The following is a 23377-nucleotide window of genomic DNA, read 5'->3' as shown; positions in this document are numbered from 1 at the left end:
AACACTTATAACTCAGACAATACTATATACATGAATAAACCACAAGATCTTATATCACTTATTGGAAATACTCCATTGGTTAAAGTTGAGAACTTAGATACTGGCCATTGTGAATTGTATTTAAAGTTAGAAAATCAAAACCCAGGCGGTTCTATTAAAGACCGTATCGCATTATGTATGATTGAAAATGCGGAAAAAGAAGGTAAAATTAAATCTGGTGATACACTGATTGAAGCAACTGCCGGAAATACTGGATTAGGGTTAGCTTTAATTTCCATATTAAAGGGATATAAATTAATTCTTGTGATGCCCGATAAAATGAGTAGGGAAAAAGTGGCTCATCTTAAAGCTATGGGTGTAGAAGTATTATTAACTAGATCTGATGTAGGGAAAGGACATCCGGAATATTATCAAGATATGGCAAAAGCTTTATCAGATGAAAAAGGATATTATTATATAGACCAATTTTCTAACCCACATAACTCTTTAGCACATGAGTTAACTACAGGACCTGAGATTTATGAACAAATGAATCAAAATGTGGATGCTGTAGTAGCAGGGGTAGGTTCTTCAGGTACCATTTCTGGAATGGCTGCTTATTTTAAGAAAGTAAGCCCAACTACAGATTTGGTTTTAGCCGATCCTGAAGGTTCTATTCTTAAAGATTACATTGATAAAGGAGAATACGGTGAAGCTGGTTCTTGGTATGTAGAAGGAATTGGAGAAGATTTCATCCCAGAAATTGCTGATTTCTCGTTAACCAAAACAGCTTACACTATTACTGATAAAGAAAGTTTTTCTACTGCTCGTGAATTACTGATTAAAGAAGGCCTATTAGCAGGATCTTCTTCAGGTACTTTAATTGCAGCAGCTTTAAAATATTGTAAAGAACAAACTGAACCGAAACGTGTCGTTACATTTGTGTGCGACAGTGGAAACAAGTACTTTTCTAAACTATTTAACGACCACTGGATGAAAGAGAAAGGATTTCTTGAGAAAGAGTTATATGGAGATTTACGTGACTTAATCTCTAATCATTATGATAAAGGAGAAGTCGTAACAGCTAATATCGAAGATACGCTGTTAGATACATATAAAAAGATGAAGATGTACGATATATCTCAACTTCCTATTATGGATGGTGATGAAATATTAGGTATCATCGATGAATCTGATATTCTATTTACTGTTTATGATGACGAGTCAGCATTTAATCGTTTTGCTGCAGAATGTATGACTAGTAACTTGGTTGTAATACAAGCTTCTGATAGTATTGACAGATTGATGGAGATTTTCAGAGACGGTATGGTAGCTATCCTTATGAAGGATACACAATTCGTAGGTTTAATTACTAAGATTGATGTATTGAATCACTTGCGTCAGCAGACTGCAAATGATAAAGGAAAAGGATAGGACGAATTCAAATACTTAAAAAGAGGTGGTTTTATACATTAAAACCACCTCTTTTTTGTTACATCATATTCTCATCAAAGTGCAAGTGGGGTTATGTTCTATTCCATTCTAATTTGAAGTCTACTTATATAAAAATGATGAATTACATTCATTAACAACATTAAAGAATTATCTTTTTTGAACTAAAAATCAACTAAATATCCCATAAAAAGCCTTCTTTATTGTACTTTTCTAATAAATTGATAGTACACTAAGTCATCACTTTGTGATCTAAACACTATCAAATTCTTTACTTTATAACAAAAAGGTACATAGGTAAGAACTATCTAATAAATCCATGTGTTATAGGACTAAATGACTATCAAATTTAATTAACCTAATTTATGTTCAATCACTCTCATTACTATCTTAAGATCAGCACATTATTCATCACTCTATTTTTATTAACCAATCAACTCGTTGGAAATAATGTTAGAATTTCAAACCTCAGCTATGGTGAAAAAAATCTGACTGAAAAATCTCTTATTGTCAACCTCACTTTAGAATGGGATAACTCATGGAAGGTTACTTCTGGTCCTGCCAATTGGGATGCAGTTTGGGTATTTGCAAAATTCAGAGACAATAATGGTCAATGGAAACATGTGAAGTTTAACTACGACATCGATATGAATCATGGACATACAGAGTTAAATGATAAAGCAACAATTGACTTGAGCAACGATGATGGTTTAGGAAACGCACATGGTCTTTTTATACACAGTAAAACAGACATAACACAACAATCTGTACTCTATGACTTAGGTTTAAAGTGGAATTACGGTGCTAGTGGTATGACTAATGATGATACATTAAATATTCGTTTTTTCGCCATTGAAATGGTATATGTTCCTGAAGCACCTTTCGAATTGGGATCAACAGGTGGTGAAAATGGGCATTTTTATAAGTTTAACGGAACCAACACCACTGATTCTTACACTGTTTCTAATGAAGATGAAATATCAATTGGAAATACTGTTGGTGATTTATGGTATGACATCATTGACTCTACCAGTTTATATAAGCAAGGCGATCAATTAGGGCCTGTTCCTGCTGAATTTCCGAAAGGTTACAATGCTTTCTATTGTATGAAATATGAAATCACTCAAGGGCAATTTGCAGGACTTCTCAGTTCCATTGATGGAAGCTTAGCGGATAGTTTATTAATTAGGAAAGTAAAAGTTAGAAATAACATTACCACGGTAGATGATAGTGTTTTTACAGCCGCAGAACCTTATATACCTGTTCAATATTTATCATGGAAAGGATTAGCCTCATTTCTAGATTGGGCAGCACTGAGACCTTTTACTGAGTTAGAATTTGAGAAAGCTTGTAGAGGAACAGCTGCACCTGTGGCGAACGAGTATGTTTGGGGAAATAATAACATAATACAAGATACCACCCTTAAATATTCATTTACTAATGAAGGTACCAACAACGAACAAGTTGCCAGTAATTTTTCTAACTCAAATGGCAATGCCATCTACAAAATAACTACAATCACTAATCAAAGAACACCTTACCGGTACGGAATCTTATCAGCCTATCCTGTTTCAGGAAGTTCTTCAATAACAAGGGTAGAAGCAGGTGCTACTTTTTATGGTATTATGGAAATGGGAGGCAACGTTGAAGAAAGGGTAATTACAGTTGGACGACCACAAGGGCGAGCCTACACCGGGTTACACGGAGATGGTGAACTTGATGCTAATGGTAGAGCCAATGTTTCTTTTTGGCCTGATAATACGGATGCAATTGGAGTAGGCATTAAGGGAAGTGCCTATAATAAAAATAAAGGCCGTATGAGAATTTCCAATAGAGTTTCTGCTGCATTTACAATCAAAGGGGAGAAAGCTCATATTGGAGGAAGAGGATGTAGAACAGCTCCATCTAACTAAATTATCATTACTATAAATTCACTCTTTATATGAAATCTATTTATACAATTTTATTCTCATTTGTACTTTCAACTGTCTCATTTAGTCAAAATATTTATACAGGAGGTGAAAGTGGACAGTTTACATATGCTGAAATTATTAACGATACGGATCTACCTGTAACATTTGGTTATTTCACAGCTACTAAAAAGGCTGGGATCGTTGAAATAAAGTGGAGTACATATACTGAAATTAACAACGATTATTTTATTGTTGAAAGGTCTTTGGATGGTTTAAATTGGTCATCAATAGGTCAAGTAAATGGCTTTGGGAATTCAAATATTGAGATTGAATACCAATTTACTGATACTTCTCCATTCCTAGGAACCGCTTATTATAGAATTAAACAAACCGATTATGATGGTCAATCTGAGTATTTTGGACCTAAAAAAGTTAGTAATAACGATATAAATACAATAACAATATACCCCAACCCAAATAGCGGATTCTTTTACATTAAGATGAATAAAGATGATTTGCAATACCTAAAAATATTTGACAGCCTAGGCAAAAACGTAATATATAATATAGATGTAGTTACTGACAACCTTATTAATATTACGCTCAACAAACATAAAAAAGGTATCTATTATATAAAATACAGAAACAGTTCATTTCCTATGATTACCCGTTAAAAGATTTTCAGTTAAGAATAGATCAAACTCCATAAAAGGATACTTTATTAAAGTCTCCTTTTTTTAATGATGAAAGAAAAATAAAAAAAAAGAAAGTTTTAGGTAAAAAGGTGAAAATCAATTTTAAATGATTCTTAGAATAAGATTATAAATATTATTATTCTAAGGTGAAAATGGCATTATCAAAGTGATTTTGATCAAAAAATTTATTTTCCTGAATAAACAGTACATAAGTGATACTTTTTCAGATTTATGATGTTTTAGAGATAGAACCTGAAAATTAACTTTTATCTATATGTCAAAAAGCTACTATAAAATTATCATCCTATTTTTTATTGTATCCTTTTCTACAAAGGCCAATAACATTTCAATCAATTCTTTAGAGTTTGGCGATAAAGACATTGATAATAAAACTATTGAAATTAATATAAATATAACGTGGGATAATTCATGGAAAATAAATAGTGGACCCGGTAATTGGGATGCTGCTTGGGTATTCTTCAAATACAAAACTAAAGATGGAGAATGGTCGCACGTGAAATTAAACTACGATGCAAATGATCATGGGCACTTATCAGATAATGCTAAAATCGACGTAAGTAATGATGATTTGTCAGGCAACGCTCATGGTGCGTTTGTTTACAGTAAAAATAATATTAATCAGAAATCTGTCAGTTATGATATTTCTTTTTTATGGAATTATGGAGAAAATAATCTTGCTGATGATCAATTTTGTTCATTAAGAGGATTTGCTTTCGAAATGGTGTACGTTCCAGAGGGATCATATCATTTAGGATCTGGAGGTACTGAACCTGGACATTTTTACAAATACAATGGATCAAATACTACTGATACTTATTTAGTGAGTAGTGAAAATGAAATAACTATCGGTAATCAAATGAATCAGTTGTATTATGATACTACCAACGTCAATTATCAAGGTGATCAAGAAGGTACTCTTTCTGCTGATTTCCCTAAAGGATACAAAGCATTTTATTGTATGAAATATGAAATCACACAAGCACAATTTGCAGCATTCTTAAGTACCATAAACTTTGATGATGCTTCTAACCTGATACGAAAAAAAGAAAAAGGTAGAAATCTTATTGTGAGAACAGATAGTGTAGTGTATTCTGATAAACCATATGTTCCTATTCAATTCTTGTCTTGGCAAGGATTAGCAGCTTTTTTAGATTGGTCAGCATTAAGACCAATTACAGAATTAGAATATGAAAAAGCATGTAGAGGTACAGCTACACCTGTTGCTAATGAATATGTATGGGGAAACACTTCATTAAACGAAGACGATTACACTACTGAAAATAAAAATACGAAATCTGAAAGTATATCTGGAAATTACTCTATGACAACTGGTAACGCTAATTTCAAAAAGAGAAACGGGGGTAATTACACACCTTACAGAACTGGTAAATTTTCTAGTTACTATACAGGATCTTCTTTAACAAGAATACAAGTGGGTGCAACTTTTTACGGGATTATGGAAATGAGTGGAAATGTTTCTGAAAAAGTAGTAACAATCGGTCATTCTAAAGGTAGAGTATTTAGTGGCATTCATGGAGACGGCCATTTGTGTACAAAAGAAGGTCTTGCAGATGTAGAAAACTGGCCTTGTAATGATACTGCCCTTGGAAGTGGTGTCAGAGGAGGATCTTACAACCGAAATAAAAATTTATTGCAAATATCAAATAGAAAGTTAGCATCAAGAAATTATTATCAAGAGTATAGACAATTAGGTGGTAGAGGCTGTAGAACAGCACCTGTTCAATAATTAATCCTACACTGTTTATCAACTCAATCAAAAATATCAACCCCATGAAAAAATTTTATTTATTCTTATTAATCATATTTAATTCATTCGAAGTTTTCTGTCAAGATATATTTTCTGGTGGAGAAAGCAGTGACTTTGGTTTTATTGAAATGACAGATGAAGATGATCTTCCTGTTGAATTAAATTTCTTTCATGTATCTCTAAACGAATCTACAGTTCTTATCGAATGGTCTACATCAACTGAAATAAATAACGATTATTTTGAAGTAGAAAAATCTGTTGATAATTTATCTTGGGAGGTAATTGGAACAATTGATGGTCATGGAAATTCTTCTACCAAGTTAGATTACTCTTATAATGATGATAATTTAAATACTGCTGTTGCTTACTACCGCCTTAAGCAGGTGGATTATGACGGTCAGTATGAATATTTCGGATCTAAGAAAATTACCACAGATATTCAAAGTTTGATACATGTTTATCCTAACCCTGCCAGAGGAATAATAAACATAGAAATGAAATCGGTAGACTCGTTTGATAACTTTGTATTATTCAATCATTCAGGGCAAAAAATCAATACTAGTAAGTCTGCATCAATATCTAACGATCATGTTACATTAGATTTAAGTTTACTAGAAAAAGGAATGTACTATTTGAAAGTAAATGGCTTAACAAAAAAACTTGTTGTTTACTAGAAACAAACTTCTGACTAATCAAATCTATCTCTGTTATTAGAGGTAGATTTTTTTTATTTATGAAATAGGGGTGAATGTGCGATAAAGGGTCATTAGTATGAACATCAACAAAATGAACTCTAAATCATGAAAATCAAACTTCTATTCATTCTTACATTTTTTGTAGTAAGTCATGCCATAAATGCTCAAATAATCAAAGGTAAGGTTACAGATAAAATAACTGGTCAGCCTATTATAGGAACGACAGTTATTATTGAAAATTCAAACCCCGTTGTCGGAGTAACAACAAATAATGATGGTATTTTTGAAATCAAAGATTTAAAATCGGGCAGATATACACTAATCGTACATTCTATTGGTTATCAAAAATTAAGAAAAACTGAAATTCTAGCTACGGGGGTAATTGGTTCTCAACTTTTAGATATAGAATTAGAAGAAGATATTACTACTTTAGAAGGTGTTACAATCACTTCGTCTAATGATAAAGATGCTAATAATGTAATGGCTAATGTTAGTAGTCGATCTTTTTCTGTAGAACAATCAAGTCGTTTTGCTGGTGGATTAAGTGATCCATCTCGTGTAGCCTATAATTTTGCTGGTGTTACATTTTCATCACCTCAAGATAACGGCGTGGTAATTAGAGGTAACTCTCCATCTTCTGTTTTATGGAGAGTCAACGATTTAGATGTATACGGTGCAGCACATTTCGGAGGAGGAAACTTAGCAGGAGCAGGGTTAATTTCAATTTTTAATACCAATTTATTAAGGAGTACTGATTTTTTCACAGGAGCTTTTCCGTCAGAATATTCGAATAGTACTTCAGGAGTTTTTGATATTAATTTTAGAAAAGGAAATACAGAAGAACACACTCACTCTGTTCAATTAGGTATTTTAGGGATAGACTTATCTTCAGAGGGACCCATTAATAAAGAAAAAGGATCTTCTTATATCATAAACTATAGACATGGTTTTATTGGTTATATAGGTAAATTATCGGGTGGTACATCTCCTAATTTTCAAGACCTATCTTTCAACCTTTCTTTTCCATCTAAAAAACACGGTACTATTAATATTTGGGGTATGGGTGGTTTAAGTGATATTGACACACCCTATAGAAAATATGTTTATGAAGTGAAGGATAAAGACAAGGACCTAGAAGATTCTCAAGTAAAAATCAAATACAGAGAATATGAAAAAGATTATTTAGATAAAGAGATTGATTTTGGTATGGGAGCATTTGGGGTTAATCATACAAAACCAATTGGGTCTGCTAGTGTATTGAAAACTTCATTAGGGGTAACTGCAAATAAATATGCTAATACCACACGTTTCTTCGAAGAAGTTTCTGAGACATCTAATGAAGGTACATTACATCCTCATGAAAAACTTAAAAATATCGATTATAAGATTTCACTATCAAGTACATTAACTTCAAATATTACATCAAAATTAATTCACAAATCTGGAGTAAGAATTGATCTACTCTCTACAGATGCTTATGCTTTCAAAGTAGATTCTTTATACGGAAACTTGAACGAGAAATTTAGCACAAATAACACTGCGTACAACCTTTCTGCTTTTACTGATTTTAAATATCAAATATTCCAACAATTAAGTATGACAGCAGGATTGGCTATCAATAAATTTGAACTAACAGATGAAATATCTTTGGAACCTAGAATGGGATTGAAGTATAATCCTACAGAAAATATTATTCTTGGTGTGGCGTATGGTAGACATAGTAAAAGAGAGGAATTGAAAGTCTATTCTTTTATTAATCCTTTAACACAAGAAGTAAATGATATGAAATTATCAAAGTCTGATCATTATGTAGGGAGTATAAAGGTTAACTTATCTAAGAATATTCGATTAACCACAGAAGTCTATTATCAAGATTTATTTGATGTTCCTGTAATGCAAGGTACTTCTTATTCTTTTGCTAATTACACCACACTTTGGGGTAGTTCTTCCCCCATTATAAATACAGGTACAGGGGTAAATAAGGGTATTGATATCACTTTAGAAAGATCTATGGTAAATGGTTTCTATTATATGCTTTCCGGATCATTATACGATTCTAAATATACCGACGATTTAGGAAATACTAGAAACACGCTTTTCAATAGAAATTATATGGCAACAATTACTGCTGGTAAAGAATTTATTGTGAAAGGGAAAAACCTACTGGGTTTTAATTTTAATGCTACTTATTTAGGTGGAGTACCGTTAACACCATATGATGAACAAGCGTCTCATCAGCAACAAAAAGTAGTCTATAAAGAAAATGAATTGTACTCTATTAAAGGTCAAGATGAAATATGGATGAATTTTGGTATCACTTATAAAATCCTCAAAAAGAAAAGTACAAGAACATGGGGGTTAGATATGCAGAATGCTCTACTCACCGAACAAACCGCAGGTTATAAATACAATCTCAGAGAACAAAAAGTAGAAGAAGATAGAGTCTTTTTTATTCTACCTAACTTTTATTATAAAATAACTTTCTAAAGAAATATAAGTATCAAGAACTCTACTAAATGAGTTTTTGGTACTTTAAAATAACTTTTTCAAATACTTAAACATTGGTTGATATTCCTCTTTGAGATACATCATATAAGCATGAAAATCACCATTAAAATCCTCTTCAAATTCCCTTTTAAACTCATTTTGCTTACTTCTATACCTTTTATAACTCATGAAGAAAGTGTTATTTGGAGTAAAGTCGTCGAAATAAGAACAGTAATTAGCATTGGCAAATTCCAAGTGCTGAAGTCCTTCTGTTATTTCTTTAATTTTTTGTTCTTTTAATGATTGCTTTTGCTGAAGAGTAAGCTCATCTGTAAAAGTTTGATAGAGGCTATCTAGTGATTGTGTCGATTTTAAGATATAATCAGCAAATGTCTTTCTATCTCCCGTTCTAGACATAAATTTGATGTATTCAGGTGAATATTTTCCATACTTGTATATCAAAAATTTCTTAGCACCTTCATCTCCGACAAAATCAGCTAAATTTTCATTGTATGTAATACTACCTTTTACATATAGTGTTCCGTGCGTTAGTTCATGTATCACTAATTGGGTTAAACTTCCTACACTTCGATCTAGCATACTGCTCAATATAGGATCATTTAAAACACCTAAAGTAGACCACGCAGAAACTTCTCTAATTTCAGCATCCCAACCTTCTTGTCTTAGTTTGTCTCTTTCTTGCTTTGCTAAATCTTTAATAAAAAAACCTTTATAAGGAAAAGATCCTGCGATGGGAAAAGACCACCTCTTAGGAGTAAGTTCATAAGGTTGGCAAGCAGTTACATTCCATAAAATAGGTTGTCCCTTTTGGTCATACATTTCTGAATAACTCTCCGTATAATCCAACCCTAAAGAATCAATTGTAAATTGTCTAATTTCTTGTATTAGGTGAATTTTTGATTTTTCTTTTTCACTATAAAGATCATCTTCTAAATACGACGAAAGTGGCTTTGCTTCAAATATAATTTTTAATTGACCTTTGCCCTGTCGAATTCCATATATAGCTTCTTCGTGATAGTATCCTAAAAAAAGTAGAAGGGCAACTAGCACTCCTAAAGAAATCTTCTTTATCATTCCCTCATCAAATTATTTGGAAGATAAATATACATTATTCTAAATCAATAAAGGCCATTTCAATTAAGAAACAGCCTTTATCATTTTCATATTTAATCTTCTAAATCTTCTTCATCCATATGGATTTTATCTGTATTTCTATTTCCTTCATCGTCTGTATACCAATTGGATTTTGAAGTACCACCAGATGTAGAGAACAAACTAAAATTATTATAAGCTTGTGTGATATCTACACTCTCTTTTGGTGGATGGAATTTATGTCCAATACTTAATCCCCATGGGTGATTTGTTGCAGTTTTAAATGCCCCAACGTCATCAGTATTATTCTGATATGAGGTATTAAACTTAGATGTTGGTGCATAACCACTTAGGTGAACTTCTCTATCTCTTGTATTTACAAAAATGAAAGGATTAAAACCTGAGAAATTAAGTGTTTCAGCACTAATTGGCTGAGTAAAAGTGATTACCATATTTATTGGTTCACTTTTCTTAATTTTCTTATTCCCTACAGTTCTAACAATGTCATTTTGATTATCAAAAATTACAATAACTGGATTACTACTTGGAATACCTGTTTCTAAACCTTTAGCATCAAGTGTTGTAACACCTGCTGTTAAATTATAACCTGTAACACTAGTTATTGAATCCGCAGGGAAAGGTAATTGAATAGCGAAACCAGAATTATTTAAGGCTTCAACAGATTTTGCTATAAATTTAGATTCAATTCTTACGACTTTATTATCAGCATTAGTGATAAAATTATGTCTATAATCAATCACAACATCATTAAAATCATAATCACCTTCTTCTGGATAAAAATCTTCAAAGGCATATGTTCCAAATCCATTTTCACCAGGATAATAATTATCAAAAGTCAAGTTTGGATCATCTGGATATTCATCAAATCCATCATTCACTCCATCACCATCTGAATCTTGACCTGCGAAATCATCTGCACTACAGATAAATGCCGCTAAATCATTTACTGGTCTAGACATTGTTTTAACAATTGCCCATGATCCATCTTGTTTATCAATTTTAATTATTTTTGAATTGCTACCATTGGACGAAGCATAGATATTATCAAATCTATCTATTGCAATACCTGTTAAATAGTATCTAAAGTTATCTGCACTTATTCTTACTCCGTCATAAACAGTAGTATCAGAATTTGGATCTAATCTGTAAAGACCTCCTTTACAAGCTAAATATAGATCTCCAACAGAATCATATATAAAATCGCCACCTTTATTCTTATTAGCAGGGATATTCTGTAACGTTGCATTTTTTATCACATTACCAGTGTTAGGATCTAGTAAAGCTATGTCTTCTGCTACACCTACCACTAATTTATTGTCTCTCATTGTCATCCTTGGATAACCATTATTAAGGTTTGCACTTGAAGTAGTCAGGTTTTTGATTAGGGTAGAAGATGCACCACCAAGACTTCTTTTGTATAAAGCACCTTTAACATCATAGTACATCACATCATTTTCTTGATCATACGTCATTGCGTAACACTTATCTTGAATTGCGGCGTATTCTGTTAAAGAGAACTCATCTTCTTGATGTATAGTAAAAGATTGACCTTGACCATTGATTGCAACAAGATAATCTTCACAAGTAGTACTGCTTCTGTTACTGGAAAGTTGAACTCTATTAAATGTACTTTTCAATACAGCTGAGGTATCAAAATCTACATAAGCGTATTCTGAATATAAGGCCAACTTCTTTTCCCATTGTAATTCAGCTGCTTCTTTTTGTATCAGTAATTCTTTTACATAAGAGGGTACAGTTATTCTTGTTTCGTAAAGACCTTTAGCGTCTGACTTACCATTAGAAATGTTGATTAAAGTATTTTGATCGTTTTTGTAAGAGACATTTATAATACTGTTTCTTGCAAAATTTGAAGAAGTAACTTTGAGTTGAATTTCTTTAGTAGTCGAAAAATCAAAATCATTAGGGATATCTAAATTAGCAAAAGTAGTCTCATTACTATTAGATGCAGGTTCTTGTATCGTTTCTTTGACACATGAACTAGCACATATCAAAAAGGCTAAAAAGTAGAAATGATAAGTTTTAAACATAAGATTATAGTTTGATGATCAATTAGGTAACCTTAATGTCATAATAATAATTCAGAAGACTTTTTTTACCTATGTAGGTTGAAGGTGTGATTATGATTAGAAATAAAGCGTTTTAAGTCGGGTTATTATTATGTTCACATCTTTATATAAAAATTATACAAAAAAAGTAATGTAATATAAAAGAGTATATTTCTTGTCAAATCAGAAAAAATAGGGTTTTAAATCCTAAAATAATAAATATTACATCTATAAATCATAAGATTAAGCATATTACATAAAAACACAAATCATTAAATAACACAAAAAAAACCAACCTTTAAAAGGCTGGTTTAGTGGAATTAATTATCTAAATGAATTTTTTGTGTATTTCTATTTCCTGAATCATCAGTATACCAATTGGCTTTTGAAACACCTCCTGATGTAGCAAAGAGACTAAAGTTATTGTACGCTGATGTTATGTCTACATTTTCTTTAGGAGGGTGAAATTTATGACCAATACTTAGTCCCCAAGGATGGTTCGTAGATGTTTTGTAACTTCCTACATCAGCACCATTATTTAAATAATCTGAATTGAATTTTTGGGTGGGTTGTTTGCCACTCAAGTGTACTTCACGGCCTCTTTCCAGAACAAAAATGAAAGGGTTGAAACCTTCAAAATTTAGTAATTGAGTTGTAATAGGGGAAGTAAAAGTGACAACCATATCCATTTCTTCACTAGATTTTATATCAGATCCGCTAACAATCGCATTTTGATTATCAAATACTATTACAACAGGCTTATCATTAGATACACCTACTTCAGTTCCTTTTCCATTTAAAGAAACTAAACCGTTAGTTATAGTTGTTCCTGTAACTGAACTAATAGAATCTAGTTTAAAAGGTAATTCTATCCCAAACCCCGAATTGTAATCTGCATCAACTGATTTTGCGATATACTTCGACTCCATTTTAACTACCTTATTCGAAGCATTAGTAATATAATTATGTCTGTAATGCACAATCACATCATTAAAATCATAATCACCTACTTCTGGATATAAATCTTCATAAGCGTAAGTACCAAAACCATTACTACTAGGATTATAATTATTGAAAGCTAAATTGGGGTCATTAGGATATTCATCAAATCCATCGTTTACTCCATCACCATCAGAATCTAAGCCTGCAAAATCATCATCAGAACAAATGAAAGCAGCTAGATCATTACACTTTCTATTTAATGTATGAACAATAGAAAAAGAACCATCACTTTTATCCATTTTAATGATCTTAGAATTAGATTCATTGGTAGATGCATAAATGTAATCAAAACGATCTATGGCAATACCAGTCAGGTAGTAAGGAAAATTATCTGCACTTAATCGTATTGCATTATAAACGGTAGTATCTGCATTAAACTCCAATTGATACAGACCTCCGCTACATGCTTGATATAATTTTCCTTCTGAATCAAAGACTAAATCACCTCCACCATTTTTATTACCTGGAAAATTAGTCACAGATATATTTTTCAATACGTTACCCGTTTCTGCATCTATAATAGCATATGCTCCTCCATCACCAACGTATAATTTACCATCCTTTAATGTCATTCTAGGATATCCGTTGTTCAATTCACTACTAGAAGTAGCAATCGTTGCTATTAAAGTTGATGTTGCTTCTCCAAGAGTTCTTTTATATAACTTACCCTTTACATCGTAATACATGACACCTGTAGACTGATCATAAGCCATTGCCCATGAACTACGTTCTATATCAGGATAATTTGTTAGAGAGTAATCATCTTCTTGATGTATTGTGAAAGACTTTCCTTGACCATTCGTAGCAACCAAATAATCTTCGCAAGTATTGGCTTTTCTTTGATTATTTGTCTCAGGTAATACTCTATTAAATGTTTTAGTTAAAGGAGTGTTTTCATCAAAATTAACATAAACATATTCAGACGATACCGCTACCTTAATTTGCCATTGTAACTCTGCTGCATCTTTCTGAATAAAAATTTCTTTTACGTAAGTAGGCAAAATAAAGTGTGTATTGTAAACTGATGTTCCTGAATGTGCTCCTCTACCAATCGTCATTTTATTGTTGGCATCATCAAAATAATAGTATGTATAGATACTGTTATTTCTAAAGTTATCTGAGTTGATTTTTAAATGAATATTTTGAGTTGTAGAAAAATCAAAGTCATTGGGAATTTCAAGATTAGCAAATGATACTTCATCTGTATTGGATGGAGATTCTTGTCCTGTTTCTTTAACACATGCTACTGCACCTATTAAAAAAACTATTATGATATAGAAACGATAATTTTGCATGAGATTTATAAGTTGTTGATCAATCAATAAACCAAAACTTACAACAATTGATTCCAAAGCTATTTCTGACACATGTAAAGCGAATGGTTGTTTTTAAATGATTACTCCTTCACTTATTGCCTATTCTTAAAATAGTAATATATCAAAATCCTAATTATACCATAAACAGTAATGTAAGTTAATTTACAAGATTAAACTTTATAGAAATAATACTATTTATTTCAATTCAATAATAACATTAATATATAAGTTTAATCCGTTTTTATTTTCAATAAAAAAAGACTATTTGATAGGCATCAAAATAGTCTTTTCTATATATATTAAACTAAAAAGATCACTTCGTATTGAAGTGATCTATGGAGTGTATTAATTATCTAAAAGTATAAATTCTAAATTTCTATTACCTTCATCATCGGTGTACCAATCTGCATTTGATGTACCTCCAGAGGTAGCAAAAGCACTAATATTACTATAGGCTTGAGTGATATCTACCCCTTCTTTTGGTGGATGGAAGGTGTGTCCAATACTTAGTGCCCAAGGGTGGTTGGTTGAGGTTTTAAAAGAACCTACATCGGAGCCATTAGTAAAGAGTTCTGAATTAAACTTAGAAGTAGGCTGTTTCCCACTTAAGTGAACTTCTCTATCTCTAGTATTGACAAAAATAAATGGATTAAATTCTTCAAAATTTAATAGTTGTGTAGTGATAGGATTTGTAAAGTTAATGACCATATCCATTTCATCACTTGATTTTATTTCACCTCCGCTAACTATTGCATTCTGATTATCAAATACTATAACAACAGGATTAGCTGCTGAAACACCTGACTCTGTTCCTTTCCCATTTAGAGCTACATTTCCTGTAGTTAGAGTTGAACCAGTAACACTACTAATCGAATCAAGTGACATTGGTAATGCTATTCCAAATCCTGAGTTATAATCTGCATCTACTGATTTGGCAATATATTTTGACTCTATTTTGACTACCAAATTATTTGCATTAGTGATATAATTATGTCTGTAATGTACTATCACATCATTAAAATCGTAATCACCAATTTCTGGGTATAAATCTTCAAAAGCGTATGATCCAAAACCATTACTACCAGGATTATAATTATTAAATGCAAGATCAGGATCATTAGGATATTCGTCAAAACCATCATTTACACCATCACCATCAGAATCTTGTCCTGCAAAGTCTTCATCCGAACAGACAAATGCAGCTAAGTCATTACATGTTCTGTCTAGTGTGTCCACAATGGCAAATGACCCATCTTGTTTATCCATTTTAATAATCTTAGAATTGGATTCATTTGTAGAAGCATAGATATAATCGAAACGATCAATTGCTATACCAGTTAGGTAATATGGAAAATCGTCTGCACTTAAACGAATTGCATTAAAAACGGTAGTATCTGCATTCATTTCTAATTGATACAAACCACCACTACAAGCTTGAAATAAATTACCATCTGAATCAAAAACTAAATCTCCACCTCCATTTTTACTTCTAGGAAAGTTGGTAACTGTGATATTTTTTAAAGTTGATCCTGTGGCAGCATCTAATATTGCATAATCACCATTCCCCCCAATATAAAGCTTACCATCTTTGAATGTCATTCTTGGGTAACCGTCATTCAAACCAGAAAAACTGGTTGAAATGTTTGTGATTAAAGTGGAAGTAGAAGTACCAAGTGTTCTTTTGTAAAGTTTACCTTTAACATCATAATACATAGTACTTGTTTCTTGGTCATAAGCCATAGCCCAAGATTTAGCTTCTATATCAGCATAATTAGTAATAGAAAAATTATCTTCTTGGTGTATTGTAAACGATTTACCTTTACCGTTAGTAGCAACAAGATAATCTTCACATGTACCTGTAGATGTTCTTGAATTATTATTGGCTACTGTTCGTTGGAAAGTTTTTACCAATGGGGTAGACTCGTTAAACTCGACAAACATGTATTCTGAATTTACCGCTGCGGTTATTAACCATTGTAACTCTGCCGCGTCTTTTTGGATGTAAACCTTTTTTACATAATTAGGGATAGAGAAAAATACCTCTAACAGATTTCCTGATGAAGAAAATCCTTTACCGATATTTACTTTATTGTTTGAGTTGTCAATAAAATAATATGTATAATTACTATTGATTGAAAAGTTACTTGAACTTATTTTTAGATGAATTCTTTTAGTAGTTGAAAAGTCAAAATCGTTTGGAATCGGTAATGATGTAAAACTCTCATCTAAATTTTTAGAATCGGATTTTAAATTCTCATTTAAATCTTTGACGCAAGATGAAAAAAGAAATATAGATAAAATAAAGAGGTAGTATTTATTCATAGCTTGTAATTTTTGTAATCAATTCTATAACCATTGATCAGATAAATTAATTCAATCTATAAAATGATACCTATGTAAAGTAATATGTAAATATTGATTTTTTGAGGTAATAAATGGGTTTAATATTAGAATATTTATATAATAACAATCATATTATACAATAAAACAGATGTAATGAAAATCCTTTTTTTTCTATTCAATCTTTAGTTTTTAGTAAAATAAAAGCAATTCTAACTATATATAAATATTGTAACAATCGGAATTTGTATTCATTTTATTATTGATTCTTTTGTAAAGCAACTTAAACCTAAAAACATACGATGCGAAAACTCATCATTGCTACTCTTTTATTATTTGCCCTTCTTATCACGTGGACTCAATCTTGGTTATTTATTCCCAAACCTAAAATTGATGATTTAAGTATTGTTCATCATCAATTAGATTCTCTAGGGGAAGGAAGGTTAGTGTATCATAAAAATTTCATCAATGTACAAAAGGATGGACTTTGGGAATTATATACAGAAGGAAGCCCTTTTGAAATTGGATATGCTACTGGAATATTAACTAAAGATATTTTACATAAACATGAAGATGCTTTTATTTCTAAAGTGATAGAAAATTCACCAATCCAATCTCACTTTGGGGTAAGATTATTTAATTCACTATTTCATCGACATCTTGATAATAGGATTTTACCAGAGTACCTAGAAGAAATTTACGGCCTTTCTCAGCATACAAAAAAAGAATTTGATGTTTTCGGTGATGATTATCAAAGAGTATTAAACTACCATGGGTTATATGATTTAGAAAGAAGTTTTGATAAAGTAGAGATTAATAGTTCTGTTTCTTTTGCTATTGGAAAAAGTAAAACCAATAACCAAGGCATATTAATAGGAAGAAACTTTGAATATGACTTAAACGATGAATTTCAAAGAGACAAGATCATTCACTTTGTATATCCTGAAAGTGGGTTTAAGTTTGCCTCTTTAACTTGGGGTGGTTTTATAGGAACTGTTACAGGTATGAATGAAATGGGATTAACAGTAGCTACTCATCCTATAAAATCTGATCAGCCTACAAAAGCCACTTACCCCGTATCGATTATCGGCAGGGAAATATTACAATATGCTATGACTGTCGATGAGGCATACAATATTGCTTTAACTAAAGATAGTTATGTTAGAGAAAGTTTTTTAGTTGCATCAGCTTTTGATACAACCGCAATTATCATCGAAAAAACACCCGATGGAATCGATTCTATTCATATAGATCAAGAAGCATTAGTAGCCACAAATCACCTTCAAAGTAAAAAATTAAATGAAACTCATTTATACAATTTAGATCATGCTACCTATTACAAATCTATTCGCTTAAGAGAACTTATCGACAATCAGCAATCGTTTGATGTTCATGCAATGGCTAATGTTTTAAGAGATACAAAAGGTTTTGAAAATACCACAATCGGTTTTGGAAATCATAAATCGGTCAATGCTTTAAATTTACATCACTCCGTTATTTTTAAACCAAAAACTAGGCAGATGTGGGTATCTACACATCATCGTCAATTGGGAAAATATTATTGTTATAACCTCGATTCGGTGTTTTCAAACACTCAAAATTATCCTCCTAAAACATCACTTGCTAGCAAAGAATTTACTTTACCTGAAGCTGATTTTATTTACTCACAAGAATATAGAAATTATAACTCTTATAAATCGTTTGTAGAATTAATCACTAATTGGTCTCCAAAAGATCCTCCTTTTAAAGACAAAGAGTTAATGCATTTTAAACGTTTGAATCCAGAATCTTACCAAACCTATGAACATTTAGGAGATTACTACAGGAAGCTGAGAGATTGGGATATGGCTGCAATTAATTATCGTATAGCCTTAAGTAAAGAAGTTAGTTCGATTCATCTTAAGCAGGAAATTGAAGAAAAATTATATGCGCTAAGAAATTAATAAAAATAAGAGGTTACCTCATATAATAATGAGATAACCTCTTAAATGATAGTCTTAAACAAAATGTTTTTTTACTGCATAGGCTATTGTTTAATTTAATTTAAATGAAATTGGAATAACCATTCTTTGGCGAACAATTCTTCCACGTTGTTCGGCAGGAGACCATTTCGGAGAAAGTTTTAATACTCTAAGTGCTTCTTCATCTAAGCCTGCACCTAAACCTTTTACCACTTTCATATCCGTAATAGATCCATCTTTACCTATCACAAATTGAACATATACTTTACCAGTTACATTCATTCTTTGTGCTTGTCTTGGATACTTGATATTTTTACCAAGAAACTTATAAAACTTACCTAAACCACCTGGAAATTCTGCAGTTTTTTGAACAATATCTAAAATTTCTTCCTCCACTTTTTCATCAGATTCAGCAGTATAATCATCTTCAACCACTTCTATCGCTTCTCCTTCAACAAACTCTGGTATATCAAATTCTACGTCAGGAATATCATCTTCTTCAACCACTTCTATATTCTCTGGAATAAACTTAGGAACAGGTTTAGGAAGCGGTTTAATAATATCAATAGCTATAATGCTATCATATTCAGATTCATCAATACTTTTATAATTCTCCAAAGTCATAATGACTGTGTTAGGAGTAGGTGTCTCAAAAGCAGCAAATACAGTTACCATTGTTATTGAAATACCTATCAATCGAAAAAAGTTAGTGAATTTGTTCAAGTTAACGGAGTCATACTTTTTTTGTAAATCCTGCCTATCTTCTGGCGGAGTTTCTTCTCTCTTACGGATAATGATTCTGAAAGTCTGAACCAATCCTATTAGTGTAACTACAAAGATGATTAATACACCTTCAAGTCCGATAGTCTTTAAAATTTCAATCATAATCATTTGATTTTGAAAGATATATGATCTTATATCTTTAGTGAACAGATTTATTGAAAAGAGGCCTCTTTGTAATTTCTAATGTAGGCGATATATGTTGAGGATGACAATCGTTTTGATCAACTTAACAGTAAGTAGTCTATAATTCACATTGATTAACACAGAAATTAAGAATCGTCTTAAATAATTTAAAATAAAAAATGTTAACTAAGATATTTTGTAGATGATTATATCAAATGTAATTACACAAACAGTATAATATTCTATTATTTACAATATTACCAAAATATTAATTCATTATTAATTTAGCTTTAATCCCTGGGTAGGGTAGTGTATTTACTTAATCGATTCTTATAACTACTTTTTGATAAATTGATGCCTAATGTGAATTCTAAGGTGGGATAAATAGAGGTAGCTTTATCTACAGTAGGGTAGTACAATACATTTAAAGTGATATTATCCGATGATTTAATAATACGACCTCGTTTATTTATAGATGCTTTTTCTCCAAATGGTATCGCTACAGAGCTAGAAACAAATCCGAAATGATCTATTTTCTCATCTTGATAAAAAGGAGTATAGCCTACTCCAAACTTCATTACAGATAATTGATATTCTACAGACAGATAACCTCTTTGACTATTCTTATTCCAGACATACCCTGCCGTAGTTATCAATGCTGTAGTTTTAATAGGATTACTAAATATATACTGTCCAAATCCTTCTATTAAAGGATAATGCTGTTGAAACAAACTCTGATTCCCTTCTGATTTTATCAAATGCTGTAAATGCTTGGCTGATATACTAAGCATAAAATGCTCATGAGTAAAATAACTTAAGCCTACTCCAACATCAATTGTGCCTTCTGTTCTACTATCTAAACTATAAGATGGGGAAGAAGAGGTGTTGTTCGAATTAGGATCTAATTGACTATAATAAACTCCAACATCATCACCCAGACTATATTGTTCATACCCAAGAGATAATCCCATAGAAAATCCTTTGTCAAGGTTTCTGATCACATAAGAAAAAGGAATAATAATATTCTGGTAATTGATTAGGCTTGCATTCGCTGTTTCCGAGAATATAGGGTATTTAATTTGCTGGTAGTTTAATCCTATTCCAAAAGTATTTACTCCTTCTTGAGGTAAAAGACCTAATTCTGCTCCTGCATTAAAATAGCTGTAATCCTGATTGGACGATGCATATCGAATAGCACTTTTGAATTTATTGACTGATGTGCCTAATAAGGCAGGGTTTTGAGCTGAATTAAGCCAAAAAGGTTGCCCTGAAGGAACATCTTGTGCGAATACTCCTCTAAAACCACATAGTAATATGATGATAAATAAATACTTCATTAAGGAGTAACTATAAATGTGGATTTAAAACTTTCGGAAAAACCGTCGGTATAAACAATAGAAAAAATAGCCGTGTAAAACTGATCTGTAAGGTTTTCATCATCACCAAAAACAAACATTGGATCTTCTGATGAAAAAACTCGACTCTGACTTTCTGAATACACCTCTACTTTAAAATCCTGAAAAGTAATTTTATCTCTTATTTTTATTTTAAAGTGACCATCCTCGAAAGCAGACGGATTTAATGACACTGCTGTAGGTACTTTTATTCTGGGGAAGTAATCTACCTTGATAAGTTGAAGAGTATCTTTTCCATCATCACAAACTTGACCGCCACTTGCATCTGTAGCCGAAAGAACGACAGAATAATCTTTGAATGAAGACGTGTTTGCCTTATTATAATTTGAGGTTAAAAAGGTATATTCAAAATCTTCATCACTATCTAAAGTAAACTCATCAATAATTTGATTGTCCTCAAATACTTGCCAATTGTGTTGAGCAGTATTGATCGAACTATCTGCATAGAATATCAAATGTCCATATTCCTCTGTCCACGACGAGTAATTTGAAGAGATAAAAGCTTTGGGTTGAGGTGGTACTACATCAATTTCATCAATAGTTATGTTTTTTAAACAAGATGAATTTCTAGACGATTCTAAAAACATTTCAAAATGTAAAGAGTCTTCTAAAGGTCTTTCAATAACAAGATTAGAAAGCGTGCCTATATTATTTTCTATAGTTAAAGCTTGCTCTCTAAAGAAATTACCGTTAACGTATATTCTCACCACTTCTTTAGTAACAATATCTCCTGTAGTTTTAAAATTGATATTGAGTTGATTACAAGTATAAATTAAATCTTCATCGGGATTGAAAATTAAAGTTCTTTCTATTAAATCAAACACGTCTACTTCCACCGTACTTGAGGTTACTTTAGACATATTGTCTATCATTTCTACAGTTATTTGATGTTCACGAGCAGTTAAAGCATCGGTTATATCAATACCTATTCTTGTTTCTGTAGGTGAGGCATTCACTACATTTCCTAATACTCCTATTTGATCAATACCAGAAATAGCATGATAAGATTGTCCAGCTTCATGATTGACCATGAGAATAATTTCTCTCACATCATCGGCTTCATAAATACAAAATGAAGAAGGTTGGGAGGTAATATTAAAGCTGTATATGCTATTTATAGTGAATAAATGAAGCAGTAAAAAGTAACGAAATAAAGGAAGCATATGAGATAATAAAAAAAGCCTTTTCTGATATTCTACTTAATAAACTTCTTTTATGTTGAATTACAAAATAATAAAAGGTTATCTCAATAATTTGAAATAACCTTTTACTTCTATAGAGCACTATAAATTTCTGATAATCTATAAAACAGATCAAAAAAAAAACGTAGCCAATTTATTGACTACGTTAATTGAATTCTCCCCAAAAAGATAGTTCGTTTTTTTACTAGTAAGGTGTTACTTGTACTACTATCTTAGTTTCTGATGTAGTAGAAAAAGGAATACTTTCTTCTATTACTATAGCATCTTTCTTTTGAAGTAAAGCCGCTCCTGTTCCTACTGCAGCCCCCACAGCTGCACCAATTCCAGCAGATTTACCTTTATCTTCTCCTGCTAATGCACCTACACCTGCTCCGGCTGCTGCACCAGCACCTGCTTTTGCCAAAGTTTTACCTGTATTACTTTTACCATCAAACTTTACTGTATTGGTAGATATAGCATAAGAATTTCCTTTTAATTCTACAGCCGTTAATTCTAAATGTAATTTAGATCTTCCTATTAGTTTTTTTTGATTTTGAGACAAAACTACCTTGCCTTTTAATGTTGTCCCTTTTGGGGCTATTACTTTTCTATTCCTAGTAATTGCCTTGTCTAACTTTAGAGTAATAACATCTCCTGTTTTTACTTTTTCAGTACTTATTGGTGTATTAGGAGAAGCTACAATTTCAGTTCCTTCTCGAAGAATGTATTGGACATCAATATATTCCTTTTTTTTCTCTTTGATTTCTTTCTTCTTTGTATCCTTTTTCTTAGTAACTTCTGGAAGTTCTTCATAAGAAATATCCTGGTTTGAAGTTTCTTTAGTGGATGAACATGAAAAAAAATGTGCACAAAGAAGTGCGGTAATTATTAGTAGTTGTTTTGTACAGTACATATAAAAAATGATTTATTGTGGTTCAAATATTGGGGAATAATCCAAACTCATGAATTCTAAACCAATACTGATGCCACAATAAATCATTATTTGAAGTGCAAAGTGTTTATTTGACTAAATAGATAAAATATTA

15 protein-coding genes are annotated in these 23377 nt (G+C 31.5%); 7 read left to right on the top strand and 8 right to left on the bottom strand.

Annotated features, from left to right (window positions below; translation table 11 throughout):
- Window positions 1–30: 30 nt before the first annotated feature.
- From NH26_RS13555 to NH26_RS13530, 6 genes are all read left to right on the top strand, one after another.
- Window positions 31–1413, top strand: a complete 1383-nt coding sequence (locus NH26_RS13555; RefSeq protein ID WP_044226104.1) for a pyridoxal-phosphate dependent enzyme — start codon at window positions 31–33, stop codon at window positions 1411–1413.
- 383 nt (window positions 1414–1796) lie between these two features.
- On the top strand, window positions 1797–3344 hold the full coding sequence (locus NH26_RS13550) for an SUMF1/EgtB/PvdO family nonheme iron enzyme (RefSeq protein ID WP_044226111.1): 1548 nt from the start codon (window positions 1797–1799) through the stop codon (window positions 3342–3344).
- 29 nt (window positions 3345–3373) lie between these two features.
- Window positions 3374–4018 carry a T9SS type A sorting domain-containing protein gene (locus NH26_RS13545; protein WP_052432136.1) on the top strand — a complete coding sequence of 215 codons (645 nt, stop codon included), beginning with the start codon at window positions 3374–3376 and terminating at the stop codon, window positions 4016–4018.
- 295 nt (window positions 4019–4313) lie between these two features.
- Window positions 4314–5807 (top strand): SUMF1/EgtB/PvdO family nonheme iron enzyme, encoded by a 1494-nt coding sequence (locus NH26_RS13540; RefSeq protein WP_044226113.1) that lies wholly within the window; start codon window positions 4314–4316, stop codon window positions 5805–5807.
- A 44-nt stretch (window positions 5808–5851) separates the two neighbouring features.
- Window positions 5852–6502 (top strand): T9SS type A sorting domain-containing protein, encoded by a 651-nt coding sequence (locus tag NH26_RS13535; protein ID WP_052432137.1) that lies wholly within the window; start codon window positions 5852–5854, stop codon window positions 6500–6502.
- A gap of 126 nt (window positions 6503–6628) precedes the next feature.
- Window positions 6629–9010, top strand: coding sequence for a TonB-dependent receptor (locus NH26_RS13530; RefSeq protein ID WP_044226116.1), 2382 nt, complete (start codon window positions 6629–6631; stop codon window positions 9008–9010).
- Between the two features lie 45 nt (window positions 9011–9055).
- Here NH26_RS13530 and NH26_RS13525 read toward each other — a convergent pair whose 3' ends face one another.
- The 4 genes from NH26_RS13525 to NH26_RS13510 all read right to left on the bottom strand — a co-directional run bounded on the left by NH26_RS13525 (window position 9056) and on the right by NH26_RS13510 (window position 16850).
- A complete protein-coding gene (locus NH26_RS13525) occupies window positions 9056–10105 on the bottom strand; it encodes an aminopeptidase (RefSeq protein ID WP_044226117.1) in 1050 nt (349 codons plus the stop codon).
- A gap of 92 nt (window positions 10106–10197) precedes the next feature.
- On the bottom strand, window positions 10198–12192 hold the full coding sequence (locus NH26_RS13520) for an LruC domain-containing protein (RefSeq protein ID WP_044226120.1): 1995 nt from the start codon (window positions 12190–12192) through the stop codon (window positions 10198–10200).
- Window positions 12193–12530: 338 nt separating this feature from the next.
- Window positions 12531–14507 carry an LruC domain-containing protein gene (locus NH26_RS13515; protein ID WP_139263055.1) on the bottom strand — a complete coding sequence of 659 codons (1977 nt, stop codon included), beginning with the start codon at window positions 14505–14507 and terminating at the stop codon, window positions 12531–12533.
- A 366-nt stretch (window positions 14508–14873) separates the two neighbouring features.
- Complete coding sequence (locus NH26_RS13510; RefSeq protein ID WP_044226124.1) at window positions 14874–16850, bottom strand: LruC domain-containing protein; 1977 nt, start codon at window positions 16848–16850, stop codon at window positions 14874–14876.
- 320 nt (window positions 16851–17170) lie between these two features.
- On the opposite strand from NH26_RS13510, the gene NH26_RS13505 reads away from it, so the two are divergent.
- Window positions 17171–18811, top strand: a complete 1641-nt coding sequence (locus tag NH26_RS13505; protein WP_044226126.1) for a C45 family autoproteolytic acyltransferase/hydolase — start codon at window positions 17171–17173, stop codon at window positions 18809–18811.
- Window positions 18812–18901: 90 nt separating this feature from the next.
- On the opposite strand, the gene NH26_RS13500 is transcribed toward NH26_RS13505, so the two are convergent.
- The 4 genes from NH26_RS13500 to NH26_RS25660 form a co-directional block, all read right to left on the bottom strand.
- Window positions 18902–19714, bottom strand: coding sequence for an energy transducer TonB (locus tag NH26_RS13500; RefSeq protein ID WP_044226224.1), 813 nt, complete (start codon window positions 19712–19714; stop codon window positions 18902–18904).
- 311 nt (window positions 19715–20025) lie between these two features.
- Complete coding sequence (locus NH26_RS13495; protein ID WP_044226128.1) at window positions 20026–21072, bottom strand: PorP/SprF family type IX secretion system membrane protein; 1047 nt, start codon at window positions 21070–21072, stop codon at window positions 20026–20028.
- Window positions 21072–22313 (bottom strand): hypothetical protein, encoded by a 1242-nt coding sequence (locus tag NH26_RS13490; RefSeq protein WP_139263053.1) that lies wholly within the window; start codon window positions 22311–22313, stop codon window positions 21072–21074. The genes NH26_RS13495 and NH26_RS13490 overlap by 1 nt, the downstream gene beginning before the upstream one ends.
- Window positions 22314–22536: 223 nt before the next feature.
- Complete coding sequence (locus NH26_RS25660; protein WP_044226132.1) at window positions 22537–23244, bottom strand: hypothetical protein; 708 nt, start codon at window positions 23242–23244, stop codon at window positions 22537–22539.
- Between the last annotated feature and the right edge of the window lie 133 nt (window positions 23245–23377).

This window comes from Flammeovirga pacifica (genome assembly GCF_000807855.2).
GTDB lineage: Bacteria > Bacteroidota > Bacteroidia > Cytophagales > Flammeovirgaceae > Flammeovirga > Flammeovirga pacifica.
This window is presented reverse-complemented; position numbering and strand designations above follow the sequence as displayed.

What these genes read in the sequence shown, in the direction of transcription:
- NH26_RS13510 (WP_044226124.1), bottom strand. Translation starts at nt 16,850, where the DNA reads ATGAATAAATACTACCTCTTTATTTTATCTATATTTCTTTTTTCATCT.
- NH26_RS13550 (WP_044226111.1), top strand. Translation starts at nt 1,797, where the DNA reads ATGTTCAATCACTCTCATTACTATCTTAAGATCAGCACATTATTCATC.
- NH26_RS13490 (WP_139263053.1), bottom strand. Translation starts at nt 22,313, where the DNA reads ATGCTTCCTTTATTTCGTTACTTTTTACTGCTTCATTTATTCACTATA.
- NH26_RS13495 (WP_044226128.1), bottom strand. Translation starts at nt 21,072, where the DNA reads ATGAAGTATTTATTTATCATCATATTACTATGTGGTTTTAGAGGAGTA.
- NH26_RS13540 (WP_044226113.1), top strand. Translation starts at nt 4,314, where the DNA reads ATGTCAAAAAGCTACTATAAAATTATCATCCTATTTTTTATTGTATCC.
- NH26_RS13555 (WP_044226104.1), top strand. Translation starts at nt 31, where the DNA reads ATGAATAAACCACAAGATCTTATATCACTTATTGGAAATACTCCATTG.
- NH26_RS13500 (WP_044226224.1), bottom strand. Translation starts at nt 19,714, where the DNA reads ATGATTGAAATTTTAAAGACTATCGGACTTGAAGGTGTATTAATCATC.
- NH26_RS13535 (WP_052432137.1), top strand. Translation starts at nt 5,852, where the DNA reads ATGAAAAAATTTTATTTATTCTTATTAATCATATTTAATTCATTCGAA.
- NH26_RS13520 (WP_044226120.1), bottom strand. Translation starts at nt 12,192, where the DNA reads ATGTTTAAAACTTATCATTTCTACTTTTTAGCCTTTTTGATATGTGCT.
- NH26_RS13545 (WP_052432136.1), top strand. Translation starts at nt 3,374, where the DNA reads ATGAAATCTATTTATACAATTTTATTCTCATTTGTACTTTCAACTGTC.
- NH26_RS13505 (WP_044226126.1), top strand. Translation starts at nt 17,171, where the DNA reads ATGCGAAAACTCATCATTGCTACTCTTTTATTATTTGCCCTTCTTATC.
- NH26_RS13515 (WP_139263055.1), bottom strand. Translation starts at nt 14,507, where the DNA reads ATGCAAAATTATCGTTTCTATATCATAATAGTTTTTTTAATAGGTGCA.
- NH26_RS13530 (WP_044226116.1), top strand. Translation starts at nt 6,629, where the DNA reads ATGAAAATCAAACTTCTATTCATTCTTACATTTTTTGTAGTAAGTCAT.
- NH26_RS13525 (WP_044226117.1), bottom strand. Translation starts at nt 10,105, where the DNA reads ATGATAAAGAAGATTTCTTTAGGAGTGCTAGTTGCCCTTCTACTTTTT.
- NH26_RS25660 (WP_044226132.1), bottom strand. Translation starts at nt 23,244, where the DNA reads ATGTACTGTACAAAACAACTACTAATAATTACCGCACTTCTTTGTGCA.